1 protein-coding gene is annotated in these 374 nt (G+C 48.7%); it reads left to right on the top strand.

Translation table 11 applies throughout. The annotated features are described in order from the left end of the window. Window positions 1–170 precede the first annotated feature (170 nt). Window positions 171–374, top strand: a 204-nt coding sequence (locus NQZ67_RS30030; protein WP_257453174.1) for a hypothetical protein, incomplete at its 3' end; no start/stop codon positions are given.

Below are 374 nucleotides of genomic sequence, written 5' to 3'. Positions count from 1 at the left end.
TTCATTGTCCTCATCAAATGGTCGTCCACACCTTGATCTCGATATTTGTACCGATTCTGGAATCGATTCCAATAGGTTAGGAGCTCTTCTCCGTTCATAGGCCGCTTAGGTAATGACATCTCAAGCGCTCGATATAGCTTGTTCCATGGTGTAGGTGTCTCAAAGGGCGGATGCGGCTTGATAAAGCTGCTCATCAACAGAAACGGCCGTTCCCGATCTCGTCTCTCAAGGAAATCAATACTTCGATCCACAACCCATGTTGTGTTATGCAGATGCGCTGGCAGCTGGGATGGCTGAGGAATGTAATACATCTCGCTCCGGACCCCCTGCGGATCATGAACATGCTGGTATCCGTTCTGGTTCAGATAACGCTT

It is taken from the genome of Paenibacillus soyae (genome assembly GCF_024623455.1).
Taxonomy (GTDB): Bacteria; Bacillota; Bacilli; order Paenibacillales; family Paenibacillaceae; genus Pristimantibacillus; species Pristimantibacillus soyae.
The sequence above is the reverse complement of the archived record's forward strand: the minus strand, read 5'-3'. Positions and strand labels throughout refer to the sequence as shown.